This is a genomic window from Nocardia sp. NBC_01329, from assembly GCF_035956715.1.
Lineage (GTDB): Bacteria > Actinomycetota > Actinomycetes > Mycobacteriales > Mycobacteriaceae > Nocardia.
Window position 1 is genome coordinate 4,884,451 of sequence record NZ_CP108381.1, and the last position, 25,313, is coordinate 4,909,763.

Below are 25,313 nucleotides of genomic sequence, written 5' to 3' on the forward strand. Positions count from 1 at the left end.
CGGCCGACTGGATCCTCATCCGATCCAGCCGGCCGGTCGCCGCCGTAGGTACCTACCCGCGGGCAGCCGAAGGCCACGAGGCCGTCGCCGATCTTCTTATCGGTCTCGAGCGCACGGTGCAGTGCGTTGTCTACCGCGGCGAGCTGATCCAGCTCGGTGAGGGTCCTCGAGCTCGGTATTCACCGCGCCGTGAGCAGTCTGGAACCCGTCCTGGGCTCCCTGGCCGGCCATGCGGCGAGGAGGTTGTCCTTGGCGGAACGCCCAGGATGGTCTGGATGGCGTCGTTATTCGGTGCGGTCACCGCATACCGGAAACCTGATCGGCACGAGCTCGGTACGACGGCACCGGACGATTTCGACGAGCGGGGCCCATCGACACGGCGATCGCCGCCCGGATGCGGGCGCCGAGTCACGGACCGTTCACGAATCGGTCTCATATGCACCGTTTTCGCCGTCGCATCGACAATCTGTCCGCGTGCACGGATCCAAAGGTGATCCGCGATGAGGCGAATCGACCTGAACGAGGAAGGATATCCATATCCACCGCGGGATCGCTCGTTTCCTTCCCGCTGCCGGTCAAAGCGCACCACCCGCGCGCGACCGACATGCGACGACCGGGCAAGATCGACCGTTATGCGAGCCCTGCTACAGCGCGTGACCTCCGCCCGGGTGAGCGTCGACGACGAGGTGGTCGGCCGGATCGATCCGTCCGACAGCGGTATTCGTCACGGCCTGCTGGCAATGATCGGGGTCACCCATACCGATACCGAGGCGACCGCGCGAGCGATGGCCGAGAAGATTTGGCAGCTGAGGATATTGGAAGGCGAACGCAGTGCGGCCGAGCTGTCCGCGCCTGTCCTGGTGGTCAGTCAATTCACGCTCTACGCCGATACCCGTAGAGGCCGACGTCCCTCATGGTCCGCGGCGGCACCCGGTCCGATCGCCGAACCCCTGGTGCACCTGGTCGCCGAGTCCCTGCGCCGGTCCGGCGCTACGGTCGCGGGTGGTCGATTCGGTGCGCATATGCAGGTCGAGCTCACCAACGACGGCCCCGTGACGATCATGGTGGAACTGTGATCAGGCCCGTTCACCCGGAGCCACTCCGCCACTGTACGAGCCGATTCGGTCTATAGCAGTGTCGGCGACCCAGCGGTCGGACCCGGGGTCGTTAATGGAGGCCGGCCGGACTCCGGTGGATGCCTACTCGGGGCGAAGCGTCAGAATCCGCGGTCCGTTCTCGGTCACCGCGACCGTATGCTCCCAGTGCGCCGCCCGCGACCCGTCGGTGGTCACCACGGTCCAGTCGTCGTCGAGCACCTTCGTCTCGTAGGTGCCCAGCGTGAGCATCGGTTCGATAGCCAGCACCGAGCCGACGACCAGCCGCGGGCCCTTGCCCGGCTCACCCTCGTTCGGCAGGAACGGGTCGAGATGCATTTCGCGCCCGATTCCGTGCCCGCCGTACCCGTCGACGATGCCGTAGGCCCGCCCGTGCTCTACCTCGGCCGCGCGGGTCCCGAGTTCGATGGCATGCGAGACATCGGTGAGCCGATTGTCCGGGACCATGGCCGCGATACCGGCCACCATGGATTTCTCGCATGCCGCGCTGAGCAGCCGGTCGGCGTCGATCAGATCACCCACGCCGAACGTCCACGCGGAATCACCGTGCCAGCCGTCCAGGACCGCTCCGCAGTCGATGGATACCAGATCGCCCGGCGACAGTGTCTCGGTCTCGGTCGGGATCCCGTGCACCACCCGGTCGTTCACCGACGCGCAGATTGAACCGGGGAACCCGTGATAGCCCTTGAAGGACGGCACGGCGCCGGCGTCCCGGATCACCTGTTCGGCGATCCGGTCCAATTCGAGAGTGGAGACTCCGGGCGCGGCCGCGGCACGGACCGCGACCAGCGCGCGACCGACCACCGCGCCCGCCGCCGCCATGGCATCGAGCTCACCGGCACTGCGGAACGGGACTACCTTCTTGCTCTTGAGACCGAAGACCATAGCGGTCAGCTCCCCATCGCCGAATGATTGTCGCCCGACCGGGACGCGAGACTAACCGGTCGTGGCATTACGGCCCAGCGCCTCCAGGGCCCGGGCGTTGACCTCGTCGACCTCACCGACACCGTCCACCGAGACGACCAGGCCGTCGTAGTAGTTCAGCAGCGGCTGGGTCTCGTCCCGGTAGATCCGGAGCCGGGTACGGATGGTCTCCTCGTTGTCGTCGGAGCGGCCGCGGGCCAGCATCCGGTCGACGACCGTGTCCTCGGACACCACGAAGCACAGCACCGCGTCGAGTTCGCTGCCCAGATCGTCGAGGATCTTGGCGAGCGCGTCGGCCTGGTCGACGGTGCGGGGGTAGCCGTCGAGCACGAAGCCGCGCGCGGCATCCGGCTCGGCCACCCGCGACCGGACCATCCGGTTGGTGACATCGCTGGGCACGAGCTCGCCCGCGTCCATGTAGCGCTTCGCCTCGAGACCGAGGGGAGTCTGCTCACTGATGTTCGCGCGGAAGAGGTCACCCGTAGAGATATGCGGTACGCCCAGCTTCTCCGATAGCAGCACGGCTTGAGTGCCCTTGCCCGCTCCCGGCGGTCCGAGTAGTACAACTCTCACTTGAGGAACCCTTCGTAATTGCGATTCATGAGTTGGCTTTCGATCTGCTTCACGGTGTCCAGGCCGACGCTCACCATGATGAGCACGGCGGTACCACCGAACGGCAGATTCTGGGCCGCACCGGACGAGCCGATATCGAGGAACAGATTCGGCAGGACAGCGACGAGACCGAGGTAGATGGAGCCGGGCAGGGTGATCCGGCTCAACACATAGGTCAGGTGATCGGCCGTCGGCTTACCGGGGCGGTAGCCCGGGATGAAGCCGCCGAACTTCTTCATCTCGTCGGCGCGTTCCTCCGGGTTGAAGGTGATCGCGACGTAGAAGTAGGTGAAGAAGACGATGAGGCCGAAGTAGATCCCGATGTACACCGGGTTACTGGGATTCACCAGGTACTTCTGGATCGCCTCCTGCCACCAGCTGGGGTCGGTGGCCGAAGTGGACCCGGTGAGCTGGGCGATCAGGTTCGGCAGGTACAGCAGCGACGACGCGAAGATGACCGGGATGACGCCGGCCTGGTTCACCTTCAGCGGCAGATAGGTCGACGAACCGCCGTACATCTTGCGGCCGACCACACGTTTGGCGTACTGCACCGGAATCCGGCGCTGGCCCTGCTCGACGAAGATGACGGCAATGATGATGAGCAGCGCGGCCAGACAGACGAGGCCGAAGACGAGACCGCCACGGCTGTCCAGGATCGATTTACCCTCACCCGGGATACGGGCGGCGATACCGGCGAAGATCAGCAACGACATACCGTTGCCGACACCGCGTTCGGTGATCTGCTCACCGAACCACATCACCAGGGCGGCACCCGCGGTCATCACCAGGACGATGATGATCATCCCGAAAACGCTGGTGTCGGCCAGGATGTCCTGCTGGCAGCCCTGCAACAGCTGCCCGCGCGCCGCCAGCGCCACCAGGCCGGTGGCCTGCAGGATCGCGAGCGCGATCGACAGGTAGCGGGTGTACTGCGTCATCTTGGTCTGGCCGGCCTGGCCTTCCTTGCGCAGTTCCTCGAACCGCGGGATGACGACGGTCAGCAGCTGGACGATGATGCTCGCTGTGATGTACGGCATGATGCCGATCGCGAACACCGAGAGCTGTAGCAGCGCACCACCGGAGAACAGGTTGATGAGCTGGTAGATACCAGCGGAATCACCACCGGAGACCAGGTCGATACATTCCTGAACCGCCCTGTAGTCGACCCCGGGCGACGGTAGCGCGGCACCGAGGCGGTACAACGCGACCAGCCCCAGCGTGAAGAGAATCTTCCGCCGCAAGTCCGTAGTCCGGAAGGCCGTAACGAAGGCGGAAAGCACAGATCCTCCTGGCGAACGACATGGTCAGGCCATGGAATTTTTCAGCGTGTCCCGGTCGGAGATCGCCGAACCCATGACGGGTCTTGGCAGACAACTCTTGAACTCTAACAGTGACGCCGGACGAGCCTGCACTCGTCCGGCGTCGCTGAGTCTTTTCGACATGGTCTTTTCGACATGGTCGGGAGCGCTGCGTGGTTACACCGCGCTACCTCCTCCGCGCTCGACCCGACCATGTCGATGGTCGAAACCGGCGAATGTCAGCCCAGTTCGGTGGCGGTGCCACCGGCGGCGCTGATCTTCTCCTTGGCGGAGCCGGAGAACTTGTCCGCACTGATCTGAACGGCGACGGAGATCTCACCCTCGCCGAGCACCTTGACCAGCTGATTCTTGCGGACAGCGCCCGCCGCGACCAGCTCGGCCTTGCCGATGGTGCCCCCTTCGGGGAACAGTTCGGCGATGGCGCCCACGTTCACGACCTGGTACTCGGTCCGGAACGGGTTGGTGAAGCCCTTGAGCTTCGGCAGCCGCATGTGGAGGGGCATCTGCCCGCCCTCGAAGGCGGCAGGCACGTTCTTACGCGCCTTGGTGCCCTTGGTGCCGCGACCCGCGGTCTTACCCTTGGATCCCTCACCACGACCCACCCGGGTCTTATCGGTCTTCGCGCCCGGAGCGGGGCGCAGATGATGCAGTTTGATGGTCATGTCAGACCTCCTCAACTGTTACGAGGTGGCGCACGACATTGATCAGACCACGGTTCTGCGGGTTGTCCTCCCGGATCACCGTCTTTCGGATACCGCGCAGACCCAGGGTCCGCAGGCTATCCCGCTGATTCTGCTTGGCGCCGATCGAGCTCTTGATCTGGGTCACCTTGAGATCTGCCATATCAGGCTCCTTGTCCGGCACGGGCACGCAACATGCCCGCGGGAGCGACGTCCTCGAGCGGCAGACCACGGCGAGCCGCGACCTCTTCCGGCCGCTGCAGCATCTTGAGCGCTGCGACGGTGGCGTGGACGACGTTGATCGCGTTGTCGCTACCGAGCGACTTGGCCAGGATGTCGTGGATGCCCGCGCATTCCAGTACGGCACGCGCGGCGCCACCGGCGATCACACCGGTACCAGGGGAGGCCGGACGCAGCATGACCACACCGGCCGCCGCTTCGCCCTGTACCGGGTGGACGATGGTGGAGCCGATCATCGGGACGCGGAAGAAGCCCTTGCGCGCTTCCTCGACACCCTTCTGGATGGCCGCGGGAACTTCCTTGGCCTTGCCGTAGCCGACGCCGACCAGACCGTTGCCGTCGCCCACGATGACCAGAGCGGTGAAGCTGAAGCGCCGACCACCCTTGACCACCTTGGAGACACGGTTGATGGCGACTACGCGCTCGAGCTGGTTCTTCTCGGCCGCGTCGTTACGGCGGTCGCCGCCGCCCCGGCGGTCGCCGCCGCCCCGGCGGTCACCGCGTCCCCCGTCGGGGGCGTTGGAGTTCTGTCCGGCGGGTCCGTTTCCGCCGTGGCCGCGCTGACGTCCCGGCATCAGACGTTCCTTCCGTTCACACAGGTATGTGCAGTCATGTTGGTCATCAGAACTTCAACCCGCCTTCCCGAGCGGCATCGGCGAGCGCCGCGATACGACCGTGGTAGTCGTGGCCACCGCGGTCGAACACCACGGCCTCCACACCGGCGGCCTTGGCGCGCTCGGCGATCAGTTCGCCGACCTTCTTGCCCTTGGCGGTCTTATCGCCCTCCAGCGCCCGCACATCGGCCTCGATGGTCGACGCCGAAGCGAGGGTACGACCGGCGGAATCGTCGATGAGCTGCACGTGCAGGTGCCGCGAGGAGCGGTGCACGATCAGCCGCGGACGCACGGTGGTGCCTTCGATCTTCTTGCGCAGGCGGAAATGGCGACGCGTCTTCGACAGCCGCCGGCGAGTGGAAGCATCCTTGCCCAGCGGAATGCGCTTGGCCTTCTGATTCTCGGTTTGCGCCATGATCACTTACCCGTCTTTCCGACCTTGCGGCGAACGACCTCGCCGGCGTAGCGGATGCCCTTGCCCTTGTACGGGTCGGGTTTGCGCAGGCCGTGGATAACCGCCGAAATCTGGCCGACCTTCTGCTTGTCGATCCCGGATACGGAGAATTTGGTGGGCGTTTCCACCGCGAACGTGATGCCCTCGGGCGCCTCGATCGGCACCGGGTGGCTGTAGCCGAGGGCGAACTCGAGGTTGCTGCCCTTCTGCTGCACACGGTAACCGACGCCGAAGATTTCCATCTTCTTCTCGTAGCCCTGGGTGACACCGGTGACCATATTGGCGATCAGGGTCCGGGTCAGGCCGTGCAGCGAACGGTTGCGCCGTTCGTCGTCGGGGCGGCCCACCACGAGGCGGCCGTCTTCCTGAGCGACGGTGATCGGCTCCGCGATGGTCAGGGTGAGCTGACCCTTGGGGCCCTTCACCGCGACGTCCTGGCCGTTGATGGTCACTTCCACGCCCGCGGGAACCGCGACGGGATCTTTACCGATACGCGACATTGTCCGTACCTCCCCTTACCAGACGTAGGCGAGGACTTCCCCGCCCACTCCCTGCTTGGCCGCCTGGCGATCGGTGAGCAGGCCGGTCGACGTGGAGATGATCGCCACGCCGAGGCCGCCCAGGACCTTGGGCAGGTTGGTGGATTTCGCGTAAACGCGCAGACCCGGCTTCGACACGCGGCGCAGACCCTGCAGGCTGCGCTCGCGGCTGGGGCCGTACTTGAGATCGACGATGAGGGCCTTGCCCACGGTCGCGTCCTCGGTGCGGTAATCGGCGATGTAACCCTCACGCTTCAGGATCTCGGCGATATTCGCCTTGAGCTTCGAATGCGGGGCCTTCACCTGATCGTGGTACGCCGAATTGGCGTTGCGCAGACGTGTCAGAAAGTCTGCGATCGGATCGGTCATGGTCATAGTTCGACCTCGACACCTTTCTCGCTGCGGTTCCCATACAACACCCGCGCCACACAGGCGCAGGCCGTGGGCCTACAGCAATTCGGCTGGTCCGGGCGGCAGTCACCGCCGGATGAGTTCGCATCGCCCCGGGCGCCCGCGCGGGGACCGCCCATAGGCACAGAGGTGCCCTGGCAACCGGTCTAGTGTAGGAGCTGGCTCGAGTACGACAAAATCGGGGTCCGGAATTACTGCCCCGACCAGGTATTCTGGCCGTTATGACGGAGAAGGGGAACCTCGAGGAGCGCGTCGCGGCCCTCGAGGGTGAGATGGGAGATCTCGAGCATCGGCTGCAGCGCAGTGAGAAGGACGCGGCCGCGGCTCGAGTGCTTGCGGGAGGGGCGGACCGCGATACTTCCGAGCTTCGGATCGAGCTCCGCGAGTTCCGGGAACAGAACATGCGTTTACACAACGCGACCAGGGCCGATCTCGCCGAAATCCAGGGCGACATCACCGGCATCCGAGGCGACATCACCGGCATCCGAGGCGAACTCGGACGGTTGAACGGCACGGTCGACACATTGACCCTGGAAATGCGGAGCAAGTTCGACATGCTGACTGCCGGACAGCAGCAGATCGTGAACCTGATCACGCTCGCGATCGACGGCAAGAGCGGGGAGCAGTAGCGGAGCCCGGCATCGAAGTGACCAGGGCCCCGGAGCGATCGCTCCGGGGCCCTGGTCTTGCTCCGCGTCCTACCGGAACTCAGTAGGAACTGCTCACCGGGAGCTCTCGTGCACCTCCGGCAGTTCGCCGAATTGTTCGGATTCCATATCGCCGGATCCGGCGGGTCCGGTGATCGGCTCCGCCCGCAGGTCCATTTCGAGGCCCTCTATATCGTGCTCACCGACGTGCACCTGGGCGGTCGACGGCGCGTAACCGGTCGCGACGACCGTGTAGGTGCCCTCGGCGAGATTGCCGAAGGTGTACGACCCGTCCGAACCCGTCGCCAGCGTCTCGATCACATTGCCCAGCGCGTCGGTCAATGTCACCCGGGCCTCCGCCAGTGGGCGGCCGCCGCCGCGCACCACGCCCGCCACCCGCACACCCGGGCGCAGCAGCACCTCGAGCAGTGCGGTCTCCCGGCTGCTCACCTGCGCCGACACCGCGGTCGGGTGATAGCCGAAGGCACTGACCGCGATGGTGAACTCGCCTTCGGGCAGGCCCGCGAGGTCGAATCCCCCGGCGGCGTCGGATTCCGCCGCGGCGAGGACTTCGCCGCGCATATCCAGGGCGGTCACGGTCGCACCGGCAACCGGGCTGCCGTCACCGGTCCGCGACACCGTCCCCGCGAGACTCGCCAAGGTGGTGAGCGTGACGTCGTAGGACACCGGGTTGCTACCGAGGACGGCAGTGGACGCGTCGGGACGGCGCCCCTCGGCCGAGGCGATCAGCACATACGAACCGGGGGCCGGAGCGGCCAGTTCGTAGAAACCGTCCGGCCCCGAAAGGGCCCGGCCCAGCTGCTGACCGGAGGGCGAGATCAGGGTCAGCGTGGCACCGGTCACCGCGATACCGCGTGCGTCGTGGACCCGCCCGAACAGGATGGAACCGCTACCGCTCGGCTGCGGCGCAGTCCCGGCCGAAGAGTTCGCGCCGTTGTGTCCCATCGCGCCGAACGACGCGGGTTCGGGCGCGGCGTGCCGCGGCTGCGGCACCCCGTTGCCGGTCGATGTCGCGAACTCGGCGTCGGCCACTACCCGCTCGGCTTCCACCGACAGCCCGGCCGGCGCGGCCGGAACCGCTTCGGCCACCGCGTGCACGACGGTGTCGGACTTCTCAGTATCGGGCTTCGCGCCGGCGACCGCGGCCGCCGCGGCCCGTTCGGCGGTGGGAATCGTCAGCGCGATCAACGCCGCCGCGACGGCGACACCGCAGCCGATCAGGATGCCGACCTTGAAACCGTTCTCCGTGGGCACCGAGAATCCACCGCCGAGAGTGGTGCTCATCTCGGCGAGTACGGCACCGATGGCGGCCGAGGCCACCGAGGTGCCGATGGAACGCATCAGGGTGTTGAAACTGTTGGCGGCCGAGGTCTCGGTGATCGGCACCGAGCTCATGATCAGCGCGGGCATGGCGCCGTAGGCGAAGCCGACACCCAGGCTGATGATGATGGCACCGACCATGAGCCCCCAGGGCTCACCCATCAGCGGCACCGATGTGCCGTAACCGGCCGCGATGATGACCGCACCGAAGACCAGAGTCACCTTGGGCCCGGCCACCGCCGAGAGTTTCGCGCTCAACGGCGAGGACAGCATCATCATGAGACCGCCCGGCGCCATCCACAGACCCATCGCGACCATCGACTGGCCGAGGCCGTAGCCGGTGGCCTCCGGCAGCTGCAGCAGCTGCGGGAAGATCAGCGCCTGCGCGAACATCGACATGCCGATGACGATCGAAGCGGCATTGGTCAGCAGTACGCGGGGGCGCGCGGTGACCCGCAGATCGACCAGCGGATCACGCGAACGCAGTTCCCAGGCACCCCAGAGCAGCAGCAGTACGACCGCGGCGACGAACAGGGAGATCGTGGTGACGCTGGTCCAGCCCCAGCTCGCGCCCTTGGACACGGCCAGCAGCAGGCAGACCAGCGCAGCGCCCAGGCCGAGCGCGCCCAGGACGTCGAAGCGGCCGTGTCGGGCGCGCGGCGGGGTCGAGGGCACGACGAAGAAGATCAGGGCACCGGCCACCGCGGCCAGCACCGCGACACCCCAGAACAGGTACCGCCAGCTGCTGTATTCGACGACCGCGGCCGCCAGCGGCAAACCGAGCGCACCGCCGACACCGAGCGACGAACTGATCAGCGCGATGCCCGAGCCGAGCTTGGCCGGCGGCAGCAGATCGCGCAGGGCGGCGATACCGACCGGGATCAGGCCCACACCCATTCCCTGTAGACCGCGCCCGATCAGCATCGGCAACAGCGACGAGGACACGGCACAGATCACCGAGCCGATCACGAGTGGGACCACCGATCCCACCAGGACGGGCCGCTTGCCGAGGAGGTCACCGAGTCGGCCCGCGACCGGGGTCGTCACCGCGCCGGCCAGCAAGCTCGCGGTCACCACCCAGGTCGCGTTCGAGGGTTCGGTGTCCAGGATCTCCGGTAGCTGCCCGAGCAACGGCATCACCAGGGTCTGCGTCAACGACGCCACGATCCCGGCGAATGCGAGCACCGCCAGTACCGCCGCGGGGCGGACGACGGGTTCGGGTTTGGTCACGAGCGTGCTCCTCGATAAGTGAACGATCGACCGATGTGCATAATACACATAACATGCATGATGCAATCTAACCAATTCGCCGAGGTAAACAATCCGCCACTGGCCGGCACACGCCGACCCGCGCGTTTCGAACCGGATCGGCTCGGATACTGCACCATTGGGGTGATGCAGTACACGCTCGCCGATCTCCTACCGTCCGTCGCCGCGTCGTTCGGGGTGCAAACACCCGGCCCGCTGCCCCTCCCACCCAACCGCGACGTTGTGGTGTTGCTGATCGACGGGTTGGGTGCCGAACTCCTCACCCGGCACCACGAGATCGCGCCCACCCTGGCAGCCCATATCTCCACCACGCTCACCGCCGGATTCCCGGCGACCACCGCGTCCAGCATCACCAGCCTGGCTCTCGGCGCTCCCTGCTCCGCGCACGGCATCGTCGGCTACAGCTTCGCCGTTCCAGATGAGGGCGGCGTCCGGTTGTTCAACTCGCTGCGCTGGCGGTTCGACTCCGCCACCGGCGACGACGCCCGCGACCCGTATCCCCCCGAAACAGCACAGCCGAGGACGAGCCGCGTACAAGACCTCGCCGCACACGGGGTGGAGGTGCACTACGTGATCCCCGAGTACCAGAGTCGCTCCGGCCTGACCCGGGCCTCCTTCCGCGCCCCGGGCATCCTGCATCCCGCCACCACTCTCGCCGAGGTGCGGGCCGGAATCCTCGCGGTCGCCGGCCATCCGGACACCCGGTCGCGGTTCGCCTACGCCTATTTCCCGGATCTCGATTCGACCGGGCACCTGCACGGGCCGGAATCGACGGAGGCACTGGCGGTGCTACGGGAGATCGACGCGTTCGTGGCCGATCTGCTCACCGATCTGCCGGGCACCTGCACCCTGTTGATCACCGGTGATCACGGAATGATCCACGCCGACAACGTTATCGATATCGACGCGCGCGAAGCACTCCACCGCGGCGTACGCCTCGTCGCGGGCGAGGCACGGGTCCGCCACATCTACCTCGAAGACCCCGCGGCATCCGCCGACGCACTCGACACCTGGCGGGCCGAACTGTCGGTACACGCCTGCGTGGCGAGCCGCGAACAGGCGCTGGACGAGCACTGGTTCGGCCGCACCCCGCCGAATCCGGTGATCACGCACCGAATCGGAGATCTCCTCGCGGTCGCCGAGGGCCGCACGGTGCTGGTACGCCCGGACAGCGAGCCACTGGAATCGGCGATGGTCGGCCATCACGGCGCCCGGACCCCGGACGAACAACTGGTGCCCCTCATCTCCTCGCACTGACGACATCTCCCCGTACTGACGGCGAAGGACCACGACCCCGGCAGCGCCCGGGGCTCACTCCCCGCGACCGGCGCGCACCGATATCGCACCGACAGCGTCCGGATCGGGCCCGGGACCGGCGCTCGGCGAAACAACCAAGGTGACCACCCCCGCCACGGCCGTAGCCGCCACGGCGAACGCCACGAGTCCGGGCCAGCCGAACCACCCGACCGCGGCGGCGCCGAACGCGGTGCCCAGACTGCCGCCGACGAAGTACACGGCCATATAGGCGCTGTTGAACCGGGCCGGCGCGGCGGGTTCGATGGCCAATACCGCACTCTGGTTGGCCACCTGAGCCGCGAACAGGCCGGCATCGAACAAGCCGAGACAGATCAGCGTCACCACAACATTCGACAGGCCGAAGCCCAGTGCTGCCGCCGCGAGGCAGGCGAGCGCGAGGCCGGCCAGGATCACTCGCCGTGGCCCGACCCGATCGGTCCACGCTCCCGCGATCCGAGTCGCGACGACGCCGAGCAGGCCCGCGCACGCGTACCAGCCGATCCGCTCGGGTGTGTACGAGTACGGCGGCTCGGACAACGCGACCGCCAGCCCCGCCCAGATCGCACAGAACGCGAAGAACCACAGGGCGCCCCGCAGTGCCGCCCAGCGCAGTACGGCGAACCCGATGAGGAGCCCGGGAATTCCACGCACCGTCGCCAGATAACCCGCGCTCGCCCGACCCGCGGCGGCGGGCAGCGCGAACCGGGCGGCGATCGCCACCGCGGCACACGCCGCCGCGAAGACCAAAAGCATTGCCCGCCAGCCGATTGCGTCCGTCAACCAACCGCCGATTATGCGTCCCAGCAGGATTCCGGCCGAGATACCCGCGGTCACGGCGCCCAGCACCGTGGCACGCCGCCCGGGTTCGGCGAACCGCCCGGCCACCGAACTCAATTGCGCGCCGACCGCGGAGCCCGCCCCGATGAGCGTCAGCAGCACACCGAGTTGCCAGGGCGAATCCGCGGCGGCTCCCGCGACCAGAGCGGCTGCCAGCACCGCGAACTGGACCGCGACGACCGTCCTCGACCGGTACCGGTCGACCAGTGGCACCAGGAGCACGAGTCCCACCAGATATCCGACCGGCCCGCACGCGAGCACCACACCCATCGCGCCGAGCGAGGTGTGCAGTGATCCGGCCACCTCCGCGACAGCGGGTTGCAGGGGATAGGTTGTCGCGGTGCCGAGCGCGGCCGCGAGTGCCGTGAACCATACGACGGGCGTTCGCAGCACCGGAGCTCGAACGGCGGGAATCGGAACGTTTTCCATGTTTCAGACGCTAGGTACTCCGTGATCCCGACTCCGGCGGAAACCGGACCTCACCGTCGCTCCGCTCAGAAACGCCCGCCGCGGCTGATCCGCCGCGAACCACCCGACCCGCCGAAGGACCCCGCCCGATAGCCGCCGTGGCGCCCCGGGCCACCGGTCATTCCGCCGCGCAGCATGCTGTCGATCAGGATGCCGCCCAGGATCGCGCCGGTCCGAGCCGAACCCGAAGGCGGCCGCCCGATCTCCCAGGTCTGCACTCCGGCCTGTGCTTCCTGCAATGCGCGACCGCCGAGATCAGCGGCCGTGCGCGCATGGTCGAGCGCGGCGGCCGGGTCCGCGGTACGCAGCCGCTGCGCCTCGTCGAGATGGCGCTGGGCTTCCGACAGCCGAGTACGGGGCATCGCGTCCATCGCGCCCCGGCGGGTGGAGATGAAGTCGGTAGCCATCCGGACCTGAGTGGCGGCGTCGCCGAGAGCCCGGTCCAGTCGTCGCGCCAGATCTTCGACGGCCGTTTTCCGGTCGCCCGCCGCGGCCAGTGCGCGGTCCAGGGCCCCGTCGGCGCCGACCGCGTCGTGATAAACGCCCAGCGGGTCGGCCGCGGCGGCGGTATTCGCGTTCTCCAGCACACTGCGCGCGGCGGCGACGGCAGCGTCCAGCTCTTTGCCGCCGTGTTCGGTGAGTTCGGCGGCGGCATCTAGATCGCCACGCAACTCGTTCAGGGCGGCAGGCAGACCGGCCCGCGCCTGCTCGATATCGGTCGCGGCGCCGGCCACGGCGTCGAGCAGGGTGCGGGCCTGTCCGATCGCGCCTTCGGCTGCGCGGATATCGGCGACCGCGCCACCCTGTTCGCCGACCGGCCGGGCGATTTCCCGGCGCCCCGCACCGACGCATTCGTCGGCGAAGGCGATACGTTCCCGAGCCATGCCGACGTTGTCGGCGACAGCAGCGAGCACACTGGCCGGATAAGCGCCCGCGAGCCGGGTCAGTTCGGCCTCCGCGGCCGGGATCCGGCCGGTGAGGTCGACGATATCCCGGGTCAGCGCATCCAGCCGAGCCTCGGCATCGATGAGCAGATCGCGCATCGCGTCGAACTCGGCGACGCGGGCGTCGAGCTCACGGTCCGCGTGGCCGGCGGTGCCGATCAGATCGATCAGCAGTGCGCGCTGTTCGTCCGGTGTCTCCGGGACGGCGTCGTCGAGACGTTGCCGGATCGCGAACGCTTTCGCCGTGGCGGCACGCGCGTTCGCCAGCGCGGTGCGGAAGGTCAGCACCGCCGGATCACCGAACTCCCCCGCGGCCAGCTCCAGTTCCTCCGCGCTGGTCCGCACGGCGTTGTCGAGTTCGACGAGAACCTCCCGCGACCGCGCGTGCAGCGCCTCGAGGGGCAGAGCCGCGAGCGCGGCGGGATCGGTCGGGTCGGTCTCCCGCGCCTGCTCGAGTTCGGCCCGGTCGCGTGCCCGCCGCCGGTAACGCTGATACAACAGCAGCCCCGCCAGCGCGAGCAGGATCAGCGCGCCGATGAACAGGACCGGGCCCGGACTCACCCCGCCCCCGCTCATCGCCGAGTCGATTCCCTCGGCCGCGGCCACACCCGCATCGGCCCAGCGGTCCTCCCGCAGTGCGGGTTCGACCTGGTCTATGAGGATCCGGTCGACCTCGGATTCCCGTATACCGCCGGGAAGTTCGCCGTCGAAGGCGTAGGCGCGATCCCGTGTGGCCACGGCGAGTAGCAGATCCCGGTCGCCGAACCCGGATTGCCGGGCGGTCTGCGCGGCCCATTCCCGCGGGCCGGCACCGGCGAAATCACCGACATAGGCGACCCAGAGACGCACTGTGTGATCCACGTAGAGGGTGTCGACCGCCGCACGCACCCGCTCGGCGTCACCGCTGCCGAGCGCGCCGGCGGAATCGGTGACGTAGGTGTCCATCCGGGTGGGCGGCTCCGCCACGGCGCCGGGCGCGGCCACCGCGCCGGCGAGTGCCAGAAGGAGCACGAGCACGAACCACGTGATCCGGCGGAGCGGATTGTGCGAGGTCGGCATGCCACGAATGTAGCGTGCCCGCTGTCAGGAATTCGGGGGCTGCCTCGTTCAGGGAGTACGCGAACCAGACAGGAGCGAACCATGCAGCACCACATCGTCGTCCTCGGGGCCGGATACGCCGGAGCTTTCTCCGCCGGATACCTGGCCCGCCGACTCCACCCCGGCGACTTCGAGATCACTGTCGTCAACGCCGAGCCCGATTTCGTCGAGCGGCTGCGTCTGCATCAGCTCGCTGCCGGGCAGGAGCTGCGCCACCGGCGACTCGCGGAGGTATTCGCGGGCACCGGCATCCGGCTACGACTGGCGCGGGTGACCGCCGTCGACGCCGAGCACCGAACCATCACAGTCGCCGACGACGCGGGCGTCGACCGGCTCGGATACGACACCCTCCTCTACACGCTCGGCAGCACCGCCGCCGACCACGGCGTTCCCGGCGTCGATGAGCACGCATTCCACGTGGCCGGGCGGCCGTCCGCGCTGCGCCTGCGCACCCGCCTCGATGAACTGGGTGAGAACGAACTGGGTGAGGACGGGAGGGTACTGGTAGTCGGTGGCAACCTGACCGCGATCGAGGCTGCCACCGAGATCGCCGAATCCCGTCCGGGACTCCGGGTGGACCTCGCCACCAGCGGCGAAGTGGGCGGCCTGCTGGGCACTGAGGCCCGCCGGCACCTGCTGCGTGCCTTCGACCGGTTCGGTATCACGGTCCACGAGCACACCACCATCGAGCGCGTCGAGCCGTCGGCGGCCGTCGCCGCCGACGGCACCGTTTTCGTCTCCGACGCGACTGTGTGGACCGCCGGGTTCGCGGTGGCACCGATCGCCGCCACCGGCGGTCTCGAAGTGGTGTCCAACGGCCAGATCAGAGTCGACCGTCAGATGCGGTCGGTATCGCACCCGGATGTGTACGTCGCCGGGGACAGCGCCTTCGTCATCGGCGACAACGGCCGCCCGTTGCCGATGTCCTGCGCTTCCGCGGGATACACCAGCATGCAGGCGACCGCCGCGATCATCGGGGACCGCACCGGACGCAGGATCTCGACGACCTCGCTGTCGTATGTCGGCAACCACATCAGCCTCGGCCGGAAAGACGGGATCTTCCAGTTGGTCGACGGTGCGGCGCGACCGAAGTCGTGGGCCCTACGTGGCCGGACGGCGGCCCGGGTCAAGTCGGCGATCCTGGACACTGCCGTCTGGACTCTGCGCCACCCGACCTTCGGAAAGCCGAGTCACAAATACCGCGCGACCACCGCTCGAGAGCACTCGACCGACGTGGTCGCCGCCTAGAGTCACGCTCGTGGACACTGCCACCGTCGCACGTTTCGAGGCCAGTCGGAATCGGCTGGCCTCGCTCGCCTACCGTCTACTCGGCTCGGCAGCCGATGCCGAGGACACCGTGCAGGACGCTTTTCTGCGGTGGCAGGCGGCCGATCAGGGGTACATCGAGGTACCCGAGGCATGGCTGACCAAGATCGTCACCAATCTGGCGCTCGACCGACTCCGGTCGGCGCAGGTGCGGCGCGAACGGGCGGTCGGTACCTGGATACCCGAGCCACTTCTCGACGGCGACCCGATGCTGGGCCCGGCCGACACCGTAGAACAGCGCGAATCGGTGACCTTGGCGGTGCTGACGCTCATGGAGCGGCTGTCGCCGGTCGAGCGGGCGGTCTACGTGCTGCGCGAGGCCTTCGCATACAGCCACGCCGAAATAGCCGAGATTCTCGGCATCACCGCGTCGGGAAGTCAGCAACACACCCACCGGGCCAGGCACAGAATCGCCGCCGCCGGCAGCCGCACCGGCATCGACCGTGCCGCCGCGCGGCGAATTGTCGAGGCGTTCGTGGACGCCGCCTCCTCGGGCCGGACCGAACAGCTGGTGGCGCTGCTGACCGACGACGCGACCGGTATCTCCGACGGCGCCGGGCTGGGAACGGCCGCGAAGCTGATCCGGTATGCGACCCCCGAGCGGATCGCCCGCGCGTTTCGGGCCGGCTTCATTCCGTCTCCGGCCAAACGCAGACTGGCGGGGGGCTCGCCCTCGATCCATGCCGTCCTGGTCAACGGCTGCCCGGCCATGCTCGCCACGCTCGACGACCGGGTCCTGGGCATCGTGATCCTGGAGATGCGCGACGACAAGATCGCCGGCGTGCGCGGTATCGCCGCCACCGACCGGCTCGGGCGCCTCACCGCGCAATGGCAGCGGCAGGAGCACGACGACCCGCTGATCGAATCATGGTGACCGGCAGACCCCGCGACCACCCACGTCCGCACGACCGCACGGGCGGGAATTCCTTCTGGATTGTTCGTTCTCATCGAAGCTGACGCAGCTGAGCTGGAGTGCGTCACGTAGGTGAGAAAGTCTGGGCCGGAATGTTTCTCATGTAGTTGTCGCAGATCGTTGTTTGATCACGTGGAAAAGGTTCGGCGGCATGTGGCTCGGTTGGATGAGTGGTGGGCGGCTGCGCCAGTCACCAAGCGCGAAGCCTACGTGCATGACCTATTCGCACCGCTGCTGGTCGATGAGGAACTGCTGGGCGAGCTGACCAGGTGAGCGCTGTGGCCGCATTGAAGCGCGAGCCGGTCAGAGGCTGGTTCACGCTCGGTCCAGCAAGATCCAATGGCGAAACACCTCGGATCCGAGCCCAGCAGCAGCCATGACCAGTGGCCAGTTCGCCACTCGAGATTCCTCACCCCAGGCCAAGCCACTCGCTCCGCAGGACGAATAACTGACACAGGACACCGGAACCGAGGGCGATGACGTCCTACAGCACGGCGCGGACGTCCACAAACTCTATGGCGGCCCGGGCAGGAACGCCGTCCGCCAGAACCGACCACAGCCACCATGTCAACCCCTGGCCTCCGGTGGCAGGCTGATCTGGAGGCTCGCCATCGTGGAGAGCAGCGTCGTCACCCGGTCGGGGTCTTCGTGGTAGGTCCAGGTGTCGGGGTCGGCCAGCAGTGCAGTGAGTTCCGCTCCGGCCACCCGGTGGCCGCGCTCGTGCGCCGGCCATTCGGGGCCGCTGTACACCTCGACGTACCCCTGTGCGTCCCAGCGGGCGATGATCTCGGAGAAGACAGGAACGTGCTGCTTCCAGATCTCCTCGTCCTCGCTCTCCGTCCAGTCCGCCAGGACCGACCACAGATGAGACATCTCCCTGGCATTGATCCGCACGCACTCTTCTTCGTCTGTGAGCCAATCCACCGTGAGTCGCTCCGCCTTGCCCGCCACCCAATGCTCTGATCGCCCAGAGCCGGGTTGCCTTCGATCGAGATCCATCCCTTCCTGGTACTCGAGGTACGGCTCTTGGTGGTCCAACCGCCGAGACGCCGTACTCCCGAACTCGGCACGTTACGTCAGATACGTGAGAATCTGCGTCAGGTTCGATGAGAACGAACATGGATGTAGTCCGGACGGGCGTCCCCGCCGACAGCCATCGCTCGACCTGCGATGGGATCTACCGGTCGAGCGATGGCCGGGACGCTGGATCAGCGGGTGACGGTCACACCGACACCCGGCGGTGCCGCGATCGGCTGATCGATGATGATCGACAGCGTCGATCCCGGCTCCTGCGCGGCACGACCGGCGTATTCGCCGATGTTCTCGCCGAGCCGCTGCTTCGCCTCCGCGGTGAAGTTGGGCGGTAGTGCGCCCAACACCGGGCCGAGGTTCAGAGTGTCGATCATTCGCGCCTCGGTATCGGTGAGATTCACGGTGACGGCGTCGTCGGATCGATCGATCGACAATGCCGAAGCCGGGCCGCTACCGAGGACGAGGCAGCCGGCCGAGGCCGCGAGGACGAACAATGGAAGATGGAATCGCACGATGAACTCCTGAATGTGTGTCGATCGGATTGTCCGCTCTGCTCTTTCGTCGCCCCGAGCAGCGGATGGCAGCCCCCTCGCCCGCTGGACAGGGCAACAGGTCGAGCGGGATGAGAAGACTGTTTCCGCGCATCACGTCAGCACCCCCGCTGTCTCCGCGATCGCACAGCCTTTTTGTCGGGCCGGCTTCTACCGGTCGGCGGGCAACGACGCGCCGACCCGGCGACGGTCTGTCACCTGCGGCAAACGCAGAGGCGTAGCAGAATTTCTCCCCCGGTCACGGCCGCATCGGCCGTCGGATGCGCCCTCGGCGACCCACCACGCACCGAACCCGGCAGTCCCACACCGAGACCCATGACGAGCAGTGCGGTCGGCCACAGGTCATCGAGCCGCGGCCGCGGTACGGCGGCGCGCAGGCAGGCGTACCGGCAATGCACGGACTGCCCGCCGGTCTCGCCCTGCCGGTCGGTTTCGGGTTCGGGTTCGGATTCGGCCGAATCGATTTCCGCAACAAGGGAAGAAGCGTGCGAAACATAGGTGGTCTCACGCGGATCGACCATCCGGCCGTCGCGGACCTCCAGCGTCAGCACCACAGCGGTGAGTATGAGCACGAGCACCCGCAGCAGCCTCGGCGCCCGCGCGATATGCCTCACAGTCGCCGATACTAGCCGACTGCCAATGCGCCCGGTTTATCCGGTTCTCTTCGACTCGGGGAACGAATTAGTCTATGCCCCAACAAAGTACCGGCGTTAACTATTCGGCCGGGTTCGTCGCCGTCTTCGAGGCGGAGAACTCTCATCCACGGCGCGTAGGCCCCAGCTCGCGATCTCACCAAGGTGTTCGCGCGTGAGTGCGCTCGCCGTTTCCATACCGAATCAATCCGATGCCGGACCGGCCCCGGCCTCGATGCTCGCGCGGAGTCCGAGGATCTCGGCTTCCTGAGCCCGGAGGCGGGCGATTCCAGCGTCCAATTGGCTTGCCCGCTCGTCGAGTTGCGCCAACGCGGCTTTCCGATCAGCATCGGAGGCGCCGGCGGGATCGATGCATGCGACCTGCAGTATCGCGGATGCCTCGGACAGCGACAGACCGGATGCCAACAAGCAACGTATGTGGTCCACGATCTGAACATCGTCGGGGCGGTAGTTCCGGTACCCGTTGGAGTCACGTTCGGGCGAGAGAATCCCGGCGCCCTCGTAGTGCCGGAGCATTCGCGGGCTCGCCCCGGTGGCATGGCTCAAATCGCGTATCCGCATCCAGCTGCCTCTCCTTGACATTGACGTCAGTGTCATACTCTAGTTTGGCCTGCATGACGAACAAAAGCAGTCGACCGAAGGTGATGCTCGTAGTTGCGCATCCGGACCACGACTCGGCTACCTGGGCCATTGCACGGGCCATCGAGCAGGGCATCGAGTCCGATGGAAACATCACCGCCATAACCCATGACTTGGTGACATCCGGTTTCGACCCGGTCTACCGAAAGGCAGATCTGGCGCATCACCGAGGGCTTTCGGAACTTCCGGCCGACGTCGGACGGGAGCAGGAACTGCTCGAATCGGCCGATGTGACCGTCGTCCTCTTTCCGGTCTACTGGTGGTCAATGCCGGCCCTCGCCAAAGGCTGGTTCGACCGAGTATTCGGGGCCTACGACGATGTTTCGCACGGTAGTCCGAGCGTGGTGAAGCAACTACATCTCGTCGCAAGTGCTGGTCTCGGTGAAGGTACGTTCGCCCGGCACGGATACAAGACGGCGCTGACGACTCAGACGATGCACGGCATCGCCGACTACTCGCAGATCGGCGCCTCATCCATCGAATTTCTCTACGACACCGAGTCCAAGGACTCGGCAGTCCACGAACAACTGATCGCTCACGGATACAGAATCGGCGTCGCGATGGCCCAGCGTGCGCACAATGCGCACGACCCGGTCGCGGCCTGAGTGATCGAACGTCACAACGACCTCATCCGGTCGCCACGCAGGGTGACCTCGGCGCCGATCGGCATACCCTCGAGCAGTTCGAACTGCGCGATGGACTCGGTTGCCTTGCCGAGCGTGAGACACTGGCTTCGCGAAGGATCCAATGCCACAGGAGGGCTCGATGTTCGCGCTCGTAGTCAGGTTCGACCTAATGGATGCCGAGGCAGCCACGAGTTTCGACCGGCTGGTGGAAGAGACCGCCAAGGGAATCCGCGAGCTGGAACCGGGGACACTCGTCTACGCAACCCACACCGTGGCCGACGCGCCCTTGTCCCGCGTTTTCTACGAGGTGTATCGGGATCGGGAGGCTTTCGAGGAACACGAGCGGCAGCCACACACCCGCCGATTCCTGGCCGAGCGCGGCAATTACACCTCCGATTTCCGGGTCGAATTCCTCACACCCGTAGCGGCCGAAGGGCTGCCGGACTGAACGTCACAGCCGGTCGGTAATCCCGCACCACACAGCGAAGCCGGTCACCGTATCCACCTTCCGGGCCTCAGCGCGAACCAGCGCGCGCACCGTCTCGTGGACCATCGGGTTGTAGCGGGTCTGTGCTGGCGCAACCCGTCTCGCTTCCTGCAGTGCAGCCAGCGCCCTCGGCCGGTCCCCGAACAGCAGCCACGCGCGGGCCAAGTCCATGTGATGGTGTCCGTGCGGCATCCTGCACCACCTCGCCGACGGTCTCGACACCGCAGGGTTCGTCCGGGGCTGGGGGGAGATGCTGCCGCCCGGTTCGTTCCTGGTGCTGACCCACCTTTCCGACTTTGGCCCCGACGACCCTCTGCACCCGTATGCGACCGCGTGCCAGGATCGCTAGGTGAATCAGCTCGCTCTCCTTTCTGCGGCGGCGTGAAGCACGCGAAGGACCCGAGCCGCAGCTCGGGTCCTTCGCGATATTTATGATCAGCCGCCGGGCGAACCCGCCGGGCTCAGCTCACCAGGAGCTCTTGTGCACGCCCGGCAGCTCGCCGCGGTGCGCCATTTCCCGCAGGCACACACGGCACAGGCCGAACTTGCGGTACACCGCGTGCGGCCGGCCGCAGCGCTGGCAGCGGGTGTAGGCGCGCACAGCGAACTTCGGCTTACGGTTGGCCTTGTTGACCAGTGCTTTCTTGGCCATGTCTCAGTTCTCCTTGAACGGGAAGCCGAGGTGCTTCAGCAGGGCACGGCCTTCTTCGTTGTTGGTCGCGGTGGTGACAACGGTGATATCCATACCACGCGGGCGATCGATCTTGTCCACGTCGATCTCGTGGAACATCGACTGCTCGCTCAGACCGAACGTGTAGTTGCCGTTGCCGTCGAACTGTTTGGGCGACAGGCCGCGGAAGTCGCGGATACGGGGCAGGGCGATCGAGACCAGACGGTCCAGGAACTCCCACATCCGGTCGCCGCGCAAGGTGACCTTGGCGCCGATCGGCATACCCTCACGCAGCTTGAACTGCGCGATGGACTTGGTGGCCTTGCGGATCTGCGGCTTCTGGCCGGTGATCAGGGCCAGGTCCTCGATCGCGCCGTTGATCAGCTTCGCGTCGCGGGCGGCGTCACCGACACCCATGTTCACCACGACCTTGACCACGCCGGGGATCTGCATGACGTTCGGGTAGGAGAACTCGGTGTTCAGCGCGTCCTTGATCTCCGCACGGTAGCGCTGCTTCAGCCGAGGCTGGATCTTCTCGGTGGTGGTCATATCAGATGTCCTTCCCGTTCTTACGGGAGATCCGAACCCGCTTGCCGGTTTCTTCGTCGGTGCGGAAGCCGATCCGCGTCGGATTACCGTCCGAGTCGACGACCATCACGTTGGACACGTGGATGGGCGCTTCCTGGGTCACGATGCCGCCCGAGGAGGCGCCACGCAGGTTCGCGGAGTTCGCGACATGCTTCTTGATCCGGTTGACGCCCTCGACCAGGATCCGGTTGTCCTTCGGGAAAGCCTGGATGACCTTGCCCTTGGCGCCCTTGTCCTTGCCCGAGACGACGAGCACGGTATCGCCCTTGTGCACCTTCATGTCAGAGCACCTCCGGGGCCAGCGAAACGATCTTCATGAACTTCTTGTCACGCAGCTCGCGCCCGACCGGGCCGAAGATGCGGGTGCCGCGCGGATCGTTGTCCGGCTTGATGAGCACGGCGGCGTTCTCGTCGAAACGGATGTAGGAACCATCCGGACGGCGCCGCTCCTTGGTGGTGCGCACCACGACGGCCTTCACGACGTCACCCCGTTTGACGTTGCCGCCCGGGATGGCTTCTTTCACAGTGGCGACGATGACATCGCCGATACCGGCATAGCGGCGCGACGAACCACCGAGAACGCGGATGCAGAGAATCTCCTTGGCACCCGTGTTGTCGGCGACGCGCAGCCGCGACTCCTGCTGAATCACTTCAGCCTCCTCGACCTGGACGTAAAGCACGCCGGATTGCCGACCCGACGGGCATGGTCTGTCACCATTCGAACGCGCGCCTACCAGCGGTTCTTCTACGATCTCGACGATCAACCACCGGGGGTTCGCGGCCGAATCGCGGGCACTGAGCCCGCAGGCAACCGATCAAGGATAGCGAATCCGCAGCTCGGACCGAAATCGGGGAGGTGCTTATCGGTCCGTGTCTCCCGGCGCGACGCCGGGGTGGGGCGCCGGTAGCCTCATGGGGCCGGTTCGCCTATGAAGAGGTGCGGGTCCCGCATCGGGGAGAGGTTTCGTTGAAATCATCGGATCGTCGGTTGGTGCTCGATCGACGTGGGTTCCTGGTCGCCTTGGGGCTGGCCCCCGCGGCCGCGTGGCTGGCCTCATGTTCGGAGGCCCGACCCGTCGAGCTGGTATCCGTCGACATGAGCGGCTCCGATCCGGCGATCCGGCCGCAGGACGATCTGTACCGGCACGTCAACGGGAAATGGCTGAGCGAGTACCAGCTGCCGCCGGACAAGACCTCCTACGGTGCGTTCAGCGAGGCGGCTGAGCGCACCCAACAGCAGCTGCGGGAGATCATCGAGGGCATCAGCGACCCGGCGGACGGGACCGAGGCCCAGCAGATCCGCGATCTCTTCGACGCCCGGATGAATCTGGACGAGATCGAACGGCTCGGCCTGACTCCGCTCGATTCGATGTTCGCCGAGATCGAGGACGCGAAGGACAAACCGGCGCTGGCCGAGGTGATGGGCCGGTTGCCGATCGGCGGATTGATCGGTATCGGGGTCAGCATCGATCAGAAGAACTCCACGGCGTACATCCCCTCGATCGGTCAGTCCGGTCTGGGGCTGGACGAGCAGTACTACCGCGACCCGCAGTTCGCGGAGGAACTCGCCGGCTACCGGACCTACCTGGAACGCCTCGCCAAGGGCGCGGATATGCCCGACCCGGCCGGCATCGCCGGGCGGCTGCTCGATCTGGAGACCCGGATCGCCGCCGGGCACTGGGACAATGTGCGCAATCGCGACGCCGAGGCCACCTACAACGTCTTCGAATGGAAGAAAGCCACCGCCCTGGCCCCGGAATACGACTGGGAGCCGTGGCTGCGCGGTATCACCGACCGTCCCCAGGATCTGTTCGCGAAGGTCGTGGTGAACCAGCCGTCCTTCGTCACCGAGGCCGGCAAGATCTGGGCCGCGACCGATATCGCCATCTGGCGGGACTATCTGAAACTCGCGGTGCTCAAGACCTATGCCAATGTCTTGCCGAAGGAGATCTCCGACGCCAATTTCGATTTCAACGGCCGGCTCATGTCGGGATTGAAACAGCGGCCGGAACTGTGGAAATCAGCGGTCGGTTCGGTGGACAGCAACCTGAGCGAACAGCTGGGCAAGCTCTACGTGGACAAACATTTCCCGCCCGAGGCCAAGGAACGGGTCAAGGCGATGGTCGACGATCTGATGGCCGCCTACCGGGAGAATTTCACCAACTCGAGCTGGATGTCGCCGGAAACGCGGAAGGCCTCCATCGAGAAGCTGGACAAGATCGTCGCCAAACTCGGATACCCGGATAAATGGGTCGACTATTCCGGTCTGAAGGTGACTCGCGGCAAACTGATCGAATCCCTGCGTGCCATCAACGATTTCGAGGTGAAACGGTCGTTCGATCGACTGGGCGAGCCGGTGGACAAAACCGAGTGGGGCGCCTCCCCGCAGACGGTGAACGCCTACTACTCCGCCACCAACAACGAAATCGTGTTCCCCGCCGCGTTCCTCCAGCCGCCGTTCTTCGACAAGGATGCCGAGATCGCGGTGAACTACGGCGGGGTCGGCGCGGTGATCGGGCACGAGATCGGCCACGGTTTCGACGACCAGGGCTCGAAATTCGACGGTGACGGCAACCAGCGCGACTGGTGGACCCAGGCCGACCGGGCCGCGTTCGACGCGAAATCCCAGCAGCTCATCGAGCAGTACAACGCGCTGGTCCCCGAAGGACTGCCCCCGGAGCAGCATGTGAACGGCGCGCTCACCGTCGGCGAGAACCTGGCCGATCTGCGCGGCCTGCAGATCGCGCTGACCGCGTACCGGATCGCCGAGCAGCGGCAAGGGGTCACCGCCCCCGACTACCGCACCATGTTCAACTCGTACGCACGGATCTGGCGATCCAAATCGACGCCCGAGGTCACCGAACGACTGCTCGCCGGTGATACCCATTCCCCCGACGAGTTCCGGGTGAACCAGGTGGTCCGCAATATCGCGGAGTTCTACCGGACGTTCGAAGTCGTGGAATCGGACAAGCTCTTCCTGCCCGAGGACCAGCGCATCGAGCTGTGAGCGCCGGGGAGCG

29 protein-coding genes and 2 pseudogenes are annotated in these 25,313 nt (G+C 66.5%); 8 read left to right on the forward strand and 23 right to left on the reverse strand.

Annotated elements, in window-relative coordinates:
• Nucleotides 1-632: 632 nt before the first annotated feature.
• Nucleotides 633-1,076, forward strand: coding sequence for a D-aminoacyl-tRNA deacylase (gene dtd / locus OG405_RS22110; protein ID WP_327148377.1), 444 nt, complete (start codon nucleotides 633-635; stop codon nucleotides 1,074-1,076).
• 123 nt (nucleotides 1,077-1,199) lie between these two features.
• Here the strand turns inward: dtd and map are convergent, their stop codons facing one another.
• The 9 genes from map to rpsH all read right to left on the reverse strand — a co-directional run bounded on the left by map (nucleotide 1,200) and on the right by rpsH (nucleotide 6,872).
• A complete protein-coding gene (map, locus tag OG405_RS22115; RefSeq protein WP_327148378.1) occupies nucleotides 1,200-2,000 on the reverse strand; it encodes a type I methionyl aminopeptidase in 801 nt (266 codons plus the stop codon).
• A gap of 51 nt (nucleotides 2,001-2,051) precedes the next feature.
• Nucleotides 2,052-2,612: an adenylate kinase gene (locus tag OG405_RS22120; RefSeq protein ID WP_039822471.1), complete on the reverse strand. Its 561-nt coding sequence runs from the start codon at nucleotides 2,610-2,612 to the stop codon at nucleotides 2,052-2,054.
• Entirely contained in the window at nucleotides 2,609-3,931 is a 1,323-nt protein-coding gene (secY, locus tag OG405_RS22125) for a preprotein translocase subunit SecY (RefSeq protein ID WP_327148379.1), read from the reverse strand. The genes OG405_RS22120 and secY overlap by 4 nt, the downstream gene beginning before the upstream one ends.
• Nucleotides 3,932-4,188: 257 nt before the next feature.
• Nucleotides 4,189-4,632 carry a 50S ribosomal protein L15 gene (rplO, locus tag OG405_RS22130; RefSeq protein ID WP_327148380.1) on the reverse strand — a complete coding sequence of 148 codons (444 nt, stop codon included), beginning with the start codon at nucleotides 4,630-4,632 and terminating at the stop codon, nucleotides 4,189-4,191.
• A 1-nt stretch (nucleotide 4,633) separates the two neighbouring features.
• Nucleotides 4,634-4,813, reverse strand: a complete 180-nt coding sequence (gene rpmD / locus OG405_RS22135) for a 50S ribosomal protein L30 (protein WP_327148381.1) — start codon at nucleotides 4,811-4,813, stop codon at nucleotides 4,634-4,636.
• A 1-nt stretch (nucleotide 4,814) separates the two neighbouring features.
• Nucleotides 4,815-5,465, reverse strand: coding sequence for a 30S ribosomal protein S5 (gene rpsE, locus OG405_RS22140; RefSeq protein ID WP_327148382.1), 651 nt, complete (start codon nucleotides 5,463-5,465; stop codon nucleotides 4,815-4,817).
• A gap of 46 nt (nucleotides 5,466-5,511) precedes the next feature.
• Nucleotides 5,512-5,919, reverse strand: coding sequence for a 50S ribosomal protein L18 (gene rplR / locus OG405_RS22145; protein ID WP_327148383.1), 408 nt, complete (start codon nucleotides 5,917-5,919; stop codon nucleotides 5,512-5,514).
• Nucleotides 5,920-5,921: 2 nt separating this feature from the next.
• A complete protein-coding gene (gene rplF / locus OG405_RS22150; protein WP_327148384.1) occupies nucleotides 5,922-6,458 on the reverse strand; it encodes a 50S ribosomal protein L6 in 537 nt (178 codons plus the stop codon).
• Between the two features lie 15 nt (nucleotides 6,459-6,473).
• On the reverse strand, nucleotides 6,474-6,872 hold the full coding sequence (rpsH, locus tag OG405_RS22155; RefSeq protein ID WP_327148385.1) for a 30S ribosomal protein S8: 399 nt from the start codon (nucleotides 6,870-6,872) through the stop codon (nucleotides 6,474-6,476).
• 257 nt (nucleotides 6,873-7,129) lie between these two features.
• Between rpsH and OG405_RS22160 the strand changes: the two genes are divergently transcribed.
• Nucleotides 7,130-7,537, forward strand: coding sequence for a hypothetical protein (locus OG405_RS22160; protein ID WP_327148386.1), 408 nt, complete (start codon nucleotides 7,130-7,132; stop codon nucleotides 7,535-7,537).
• Between the two features lie 93 nt (nucleotides 7,538-7,630).
• Here the strand turns inward: OG405_RS22160 and OG405_RS22165 are convergent, their stop codons facing one another.
• A complete protein-coding gene (locus OG405_RS22165; RefSeq protein ID WP_327152446.1) occupies nucleotides 7,631-8,521 on the reverse strand; it encodes an MSCRAMM family protein in 891 nt (296 codons plus the stop codon).
• Between the two features lie 195 nt (nucleotides 8,522-8,716).
• A pseudogene (locus OG405_RS22170) lies at nucleotides 8,717-10,126 on the reverse strand (MFS transporter); the annotation flags it as partial.
• A 165-nt stretch (nucleotides 10,127-10,291) separates the two neighbouring features.
• On the opposite strand from OG405_RS22170, the gene OG405_RS22175 reads away from it, so the two are divergent.
• Nucleotides 10,292-11,422: an alkaline phosphatase family protein gene (locus OG405_RS22175; protein WP_327148387.1), complete on the forward strand. Its 1,131-nt coding sequence runs from the start codon at nucleotides 10,292-10,294 to the stop codon at nucleotides 11,420-11,422.
• Nucleotides 11,423-11,476: 54 nt separating this feature from the next.
• On the opposite strand, the gene OG405_RS22180 is transcribed toward OG405_RS22175, so the two are convergent.
• Both OG405_RS22180 and OG405_RS22185 read right to left on the reverse strand, forming a co-directional pair.
• The gene (locus OG405_RS22180) at nucleotides 11,477-12,727 is read right to left on the reverse strand and encodes an MFS transporter (protein ID WP_327148388.1); all 1,251 of its coding nucleotides are present in this window, start codon (nucleotides 12,725-12,727) and stop codon (nucleotides 11,477-11,479) included.
• A gap of 65 nt (nucleotides 12,728-12,792) precedes the next feature.
• A complete protein-coding gene (locus OG405_RS22185; protein WP_327148389.1) occupies nucleotides 12,793-14,769 on the reverse strand; it encodes a TPM domain-containing protein in 1,977 nt (658 codons plus the stop codon).
• Between the two features lie 81 nt (nucleotides 14,770-14,850).
• Between OG405_RS22185 and OG405_RS22190 the strand changes: the two genes are divergently transcribed.
• Nucleotides 14,851-16,056 carry an NAD(P)/FAD-dependent oxidoreductase gene (locus tag OG405_RS22190; protein ID WP_327148390.1) on the forward strand — a complete coding sequence of 402 codons (1,206 nt, stop codon included), beginning with the start codon at nucleotides 14,851-14,853 and terminating at the stop codon, nucleotides 16,054-16,056.
• Between the two features lie 10 nt (nucleotides 16,057-16,066).
• Complete coding sequence (locus OG405_RS22195; protein WP_327148391.1) at nucleotides 16,067-17,008, forward strand: sigma-70 family RNA polymerase sigma factor; 942 nt, start codon at nucleotides 16,067-16,069, stop codon at nucleotides 17,006-17,008.
• A 606-nt stretch (nucleotides 17,009-17,614) separates the two neighbouring features.
• On the opposite strand, the gene OG405_RS22200 is transcribed toward OG405_RS22195, so the two are convergent.
• From OG405_RS22200 to OG405_RS22215, 4 genes are all read right to left on the reverse strand, one after another.
• Nucleotides 17,615-17,971, reverse strand: coding sequence for a hypothetical protein (locus OG405_RS22200; protein ID WP_327148392.1), 357 nt, complete (start codon nucleotides 17,969-17,971; stop codon nucleotides 17,615-17,617).
• Nucleotides 17,972-18,255: 284 nt separating this feature from the next.
• On the reverse strand, nucleotides 18,256-18,591 hold the full coding sequence (locus OG405_RS22205; RefSeq protein ID WP_327148393.1) for a hypothetical protein: 336 nt from the start codon (nucleotides 18,589-18,591) through the stop codon (nucleotides 18,256-18,258).
• A gap of 233 nt (nucleotides 18,592-18,824) precedes the next feature.
• A complete protein-coding gene (locus tag OG405_RS22210) occupies nucleotides 18,825-19,244 on the reverse strand; it encodes a hypothetical protein (RefSeq protein ID WP_327148394.1) in 420 nt (139 codons plus the stop codon).
• A gap of 222 nt (nucleotides 19,245-19,466) precedes the next feature.
• Nucleotides 19,467-19,844 carry a MerR family transcriptional regulator gene (locus OG405_RS22215; RefSeq protein ID WP_327148395.1) on the reverse strand — a complete coding sequence of 126 codons (378 nt, stop codon included), beginning with the start codon at nucleotides 19,842-19,844 and terminating at the stop codon, nucleotides 19,467-19,469.
• A 53-nt stretch (nucleotides 19,845-19,897) separates the two neighbouring features.
• On the opposite strand from OG405_RS22215, the gene OG405_RS22220 reads away from it, so the two are divergent.
• Nucleotides 19,898-20,527, forward strand: a complete 630-nt coding sequence (locus tag OG405_RS22220; RefSeq protein ID WP_327148396.1) for an NAD(P)H-dependent oxidoreductase — start codon at nucleotides 19,898-19,900, stop codon at nucleotides 20,525-20,527.
• Nucleotides 20,528-20,550: 23 nt separating this feature from the next.
• Here OG405_RS22220 and OG405_RS22225 read toward each other — a convergent pair.
• Nucleotides 20,551-20,634: pseudogene (locus OG405_RS22225) on the reverse strand (50S ribosomal protein L5); the annotation flags it as partial.
• 53 nt (nucleotides 20,635-20,687) lie between these two features.
• On the opposite strand from OG405_RS22225, the gene OG405_RS22230 reads away from it, so the two are divergent.
• The gene (locus OG405_RS22230; protein ID WP_327148397.1) at nucleotides 20,688-20,996 is read left to right on the forward strand and encodes a putative quinol monooxygenase; all 309 of its coding nucleotides are present in this window, start codon (nucleotides 20,688-20,690) and stop codon (nucleotides 20,994-20,996) included.
• Nucleotides 20,997-20,999: 3 nt separating this feature from the next.
• Here OG405_RS22230 and OG405_RS22235 read toward each other — a convergent pair whose 3' ends face one another.
• The 5 genes from OG405_RS22235 to rplN form a co-directional block, all read right to left on the reverse strand.
• Nucleotides 21,000-21,227 carry a hypothetical protein gene (locus OG405_RS22235; protein WP_327148398.1) on the reverse strand — a complete coding sequence of 76 codons (228 nt, stop codon included), beginning with the start codon at nucleotides 21,225-21,227 and terminating at the stop codon, nucleotides 21,000-21,002.
• Nucleotides 21,228-21,501: 274 nt separating this feature from the next.
• Entirely contained in the window at nucleotides 21,502-21,687 is a 186-nt protein-coding gene (locus OG405_RS22240) for a type Z 30S ribosomal protein S14 (RefSeq protein WP_014349101.1), read from the reverse strand.
• Nucleotides 21,688-21,690: 3 nt separating this feature from the next.
• Entirely contained in the window at nucleotides 21,691-22,254 is a 564-nt protein-coding gene (rplE, locus tag OG405_RS22245; RefSeq protein ID WP_327148399.1) for a 50S ribosomal protein L5, read from the reverse strand.
• A 1-nt stretch (nucleotide 22,255) separates the two neighbouring features.
• Nucleotides 22,256-22,573, reverse strand: coding sequence for a 50S ribosomal protein L24 (rplX, locus tag OG405_RS22250; protein ID WP_327148400.1), 318 nt, complete (start codon nucleotides 22,571-22,573; stop codon nucleotides 22,256-22,258).
• A gap of 1 nt (nucleotide 22,574) precedes the next feature.
• Nucleotides 22,575-22,943 carry a 50S ribosomal protein L14 gene (rplN, locus tag OG405_RS22255; RefSeq protein ID WP_058857048.1) on the reverse strand — a complete coding sequence of 123 codons (369 nt, stop codon included), beginning with the start codon at nucleotides 22,941-22,943 and terminating at the stop codon, nucleotides 22,575-22,577.
• A 341-nt stretch (nucleotides 22,944-23,284) separates the two neighbouring features.
• Here rplN and OG405_RS22260 point away from each other — a divergent pair, with 341 nt between their 5' ends.
• Entirely contained in the window at nucleotides 23,285-25,300 is a 2,016-nt protein-coding gene (locus OG405_RS22260) for a M13 family metallopeptidase (RefSeq protein ID WP_327148401.1), read from the forward strand.
• The last annotated feature ends 13 nt before the right edge of the window (nucleotides 25,301-25,313 follow it).